Here is a 3,096-nt window from a genome sequence, read left to right on the forward strand (position 1 = left end):
GAGTGGGGGGAGGAGGGGGAGGAAAGGGGTGGGGGAAAGGAAGAAAAAAAACCCCCCCCCCCGAGCCGGTGAACTGCGGTACTACTAACGGGAACTAGTTGCCGTACCTGCGATGACGGGCGGCGTAGTCGCGCAGCGCGCGGAGGAAGTCGACCTTGCGGAAGGCGGGCCAGAAAACTTCACAGAAGTAGTACTCCGAATGGGCACTCTGCCACAGCATGAACCCCGAGAGCCGCTGCTCGCCGCTGGTGCGGATCACCAGGTCCGGATCGGGCTGCCCACGGGTGTACAGGTGTTCGGAGATGAGGTCGATGTCGACGATCTCGGCGAGTTCCTCGAAGGAGCTGCCCTTGGTGGCGTGGTCCAGCAGCAGCGACCGCACCGCGTCGGCGATCTCCTGCCGTCCGCCGTACCCGACGGCCACGTTGACCAGTATTCCGTCGATGCCCTCGGTGTCCCGCTCGGCCTCCTTGAGGACCGTCTGGGTGCGGGAGGGCAGCAGATCGCGGTTGCCGACGTGGTGCACCCGCCAGCGGCCGTCCGCGGCCAGGTCGCGGACCGCGCCCTCGATGATGCTCAGGAGCGGTACCAGCTCCTCCTCGGGGCGGTCCAGGTTGTCCGTGGAGAGCAGCCAGAGCGTGACGACCTCGACGTCCGTCTCACTGCACCAGCCGAGCAGCTCCTGGATCTTGCTGGCGCCCGCCTTGTGGCCCTGCTCGGTGGTGCCGCCGGCCGCGCGGGCCCAGCGGCGGTTGCCGTCGAGGATGACGCCGATGTGCTTGGGCACCTGGGCGTGATCGAGGCGGCCTTCCACCCGGCGTGCGTAGAGCCCGTACACCAGGTCGCGCAACTTCACGTCTTCCAGCCCCTCAGTGCTTCACATGGCTCGCCATGGCAGTCCGCCCCAAGGCCGACACCCTACTGCGGGGCAGGGGGACTGGCTAACCGGGACGGCCGAATGACCGCGTCCCGTCACGCTTCGTAGCCGACCGTGTGGGATACGTGCCGCCCGTTTGGGCCCCAGAAGCCCGAAATAGAGCGGGCCGGTCCGTGGGGGGGAGTACGGACCGGCCCGAGGGGGGGTTTCCACCATAACGCTTCGTGAGGGGATGTCCATGCATCTCGGCGGGGCCGTCCCTCCGCGCGCCGATGTCATCCGGCGCCGAGCGCCCCCAGCACCAGTCCGGCGCCCGCCCCGAGGATCATGAACGGGCCGAACGCCATCGCGGTCCGGCGCCCGGCCCGCCGGGTCAGCACCAGGCCCACGGCGCAGCAGGAGCCCAGCAGCAGCCCGGCGAGGGCGCCCACGAAGAGCACGTCCCAGCCGTACCAGCCGAGCGCGACCCCGAGGGTCAGCGCGAGCTTGACGTCGCCGAACCCCATGCCGCTCGGGCTGATCAGGAACAGCACCAGATACGCCCCGCCCAGCACCGCGCCGCCCAGCAGCGCCCGGGTCCAGGACCCGGCGCTGTGCGGCAGCAGCGCCGCCGCGCCGAGCAGCGCCGCGGCCCCGCCCGCCATGGGCAGGGTGAGGACGTCCGGCAGCCGGTTGACCGCCATGTCCACGGCCGTGAGCAGCACCCCGAGCGGCACCAGCAGCAGCCACACGGCCAGTTCGGGGCGCGCGCCGACGGCCGCCGCCAGGCCCGCGCACACCAGCGCGGTGGGCACGGCGGCGAGCACCGGGCCGGTCCCGTAGTCCCGCTCGCCGTCCCGGCAGCCGGCGCACCGGGCGGGGCCCAGCCAGCCGCGCGCCGGGCCGGTGAGCGCGTGCCCGCGCGGACAGGCGCCGCGCCAGGGCTCCTCCGGCTCGACGGCCAGCCGGTAGAGCGGGCGCGGTACGAGCAGCCCGGCGGCCGCGCCGTACGCGGCGGCGAGCACGATCAGCAGCGGTTGCACGCGCCGAGCCTACGGAAGCGCCCGGCCGGTGGAACACTGCCGGGACGGGCGGACGGCGCGGAACGGGCGAAGGGGGCGCGGGTCATGGGCCGCTGGCGGGACGGTACGGGGACGCTGCTCGTGGTGGGCGGCCCGGGCGGCGCGGACGGCGGCTCGGGCGGCGGCCCGATGGGCGCGAAGGAGGACCCGGGGGGCGTGGCGGGCGGCGCGAGGCGCGCGGAGGGCGGCGCGGGCACGGGGCGCGCGGATGGCGGCGCGAGGCGTGCGGAGGGCATTCCGCTCACCATCGCCGCCTCCTACCGCGCCCGCGCCCGCGGGCTGCTCGGCCGGGACGGGCTGACCGGCGCGCTCCTGCTCACCCCCGCGAGCGGGGTGCACACCTTCCGGATGCGGTTCGCCATCGACGTCGCCTATCTGGACCGGCACCTCACCGTCCTGGACGTCCACACCCTGCGCCCCGGGCGGCTCGGGCGGCCGCGGCTGAGGTCCCGCCATGTGCTGGAGGCGGAGGCGGGCGCGTTGGAGCACTGGGGCGTGCGGCGGGGCGTGCGCGTCGTGATCGCCCCCGGCCCTTCAGCGCCGCCGTCCCCTTCTGTACGCTGACGTCTCGGTGCCATGGTTGGGGCACCCTCGATCGGTCAGGGTCGGGACACCCTCGATCGCGGTCGAGGTCATCGAGGTAGAGGTATAGGGGTAGGGGTAGCACGGTGACCACCACGGGCAAGATTCTGCGTTTCGACGAGTTCCGCGGCTACGGCTTCATCGCTCCGGACGACGGTGGCGAGGACGTCTTCATGCACGCCAACGACCTGCTGGACGAGAAGCACCTGTTCCAGCCCGGGTCCAAGGTGCGGTTCGTTCCCGAGTACGGCGACAAGGGGCCCAAGGCCTCCGAGGTGCGCATCGTCGAGCGTGCCGCGGCGCCGGTCGTACGGCCCTCCGCCGGTCCGGACGGCGACGACACCATGTGCGATGTGCTGTCGGTCACCGAGTTCCGGCAGGAGCTGACCGAGGCGCTGGTCGAGGTGGGCGGCAGTCTGACCGCCGACCAGATCAAGCAGGTGCGCAGGCGGGTCCTCGAGATCGCCCAGGCGCACAACTGGATCGAATCCTGACATCAGGCCCTGTCGGGTCCTGACAGCGGAGTGAGGGGACTTTTTTCTTACCAGACCGTCCTATCGCTTTCCCCCCTCCCCT

General features: G+C 72.3%; 4 protein-coding genes. 2 read left to right on the forward strand and 2 right to left on the reverse strand.

Features of this window, described 5'->3' with window-relative positions; all coding sequences use genetic code 11:
• Positions 1-94 precede the first annotated feature (94 nt).
• Positions 95-856 (reverse strand): isoprenyl transferase, encoded by a 762-nt coding sequence (locus ACT2CW_RS12740; protein ID WP_037950620.1) that lies wholly within the window; start codon positions 854-856, stop codon positions 95-97.
• 296 nt (positions 857-1,152) lie between these two features.
• On the reverse strand, positions 1,153-1,899 hold the full coding sequence (locus tag ACT2CW_RS12745) for a prepilin peptidase (protein WP_445516594.1): 747 nt from the start codon (positions 1,897-1,899) through the stop codon (positions 1,153-1,155).
• A gap of 84 nt (positions 1,900-1,983) precedes the next feature.
• Between ACT2CW_RS12745 and ACT2CW_RS12750 the strand changes: the two genes are divergently transcribed.
• Positions 1,984-2,502: a DUF192 domain-containing protein gene (locus ACT2CW_RS12750; protein ID WP_445516595.1), complete on the forward strand. Its 519-nt coding sequence runs from the start codon at positions 1,984-1,986 to the stop codon at positions 2,500-2,502.
• Between the two features lie 104 nt (positions 2,503-2,606).
• Positions 2,607-3,014, forward strand: a complete 408-nt coding sequence (locus tag ACT2CW_RS12755) for a cold shock domain-containing protein (RefSeq protein WP_037950628.1) — start codon at positions 2,607-2,609, stop codon at positions 3,012-3,014.
• Positions 3,015-3,096 lie beyond the last annotated feature (82 nt).

Source organism: Streptomyces sp. NEAU-174 (genome assembly GCF_052665095.1).

Coding starts and splice junctions, on each gene's coding strand:
- ACT2CW_RS12750 (WP_445516595.1), top strand. CDS start 1,984: ATGGGCCGCTGGCGGGACGGTACGGGGACGCTGCTCGTGGTGGGCGGC.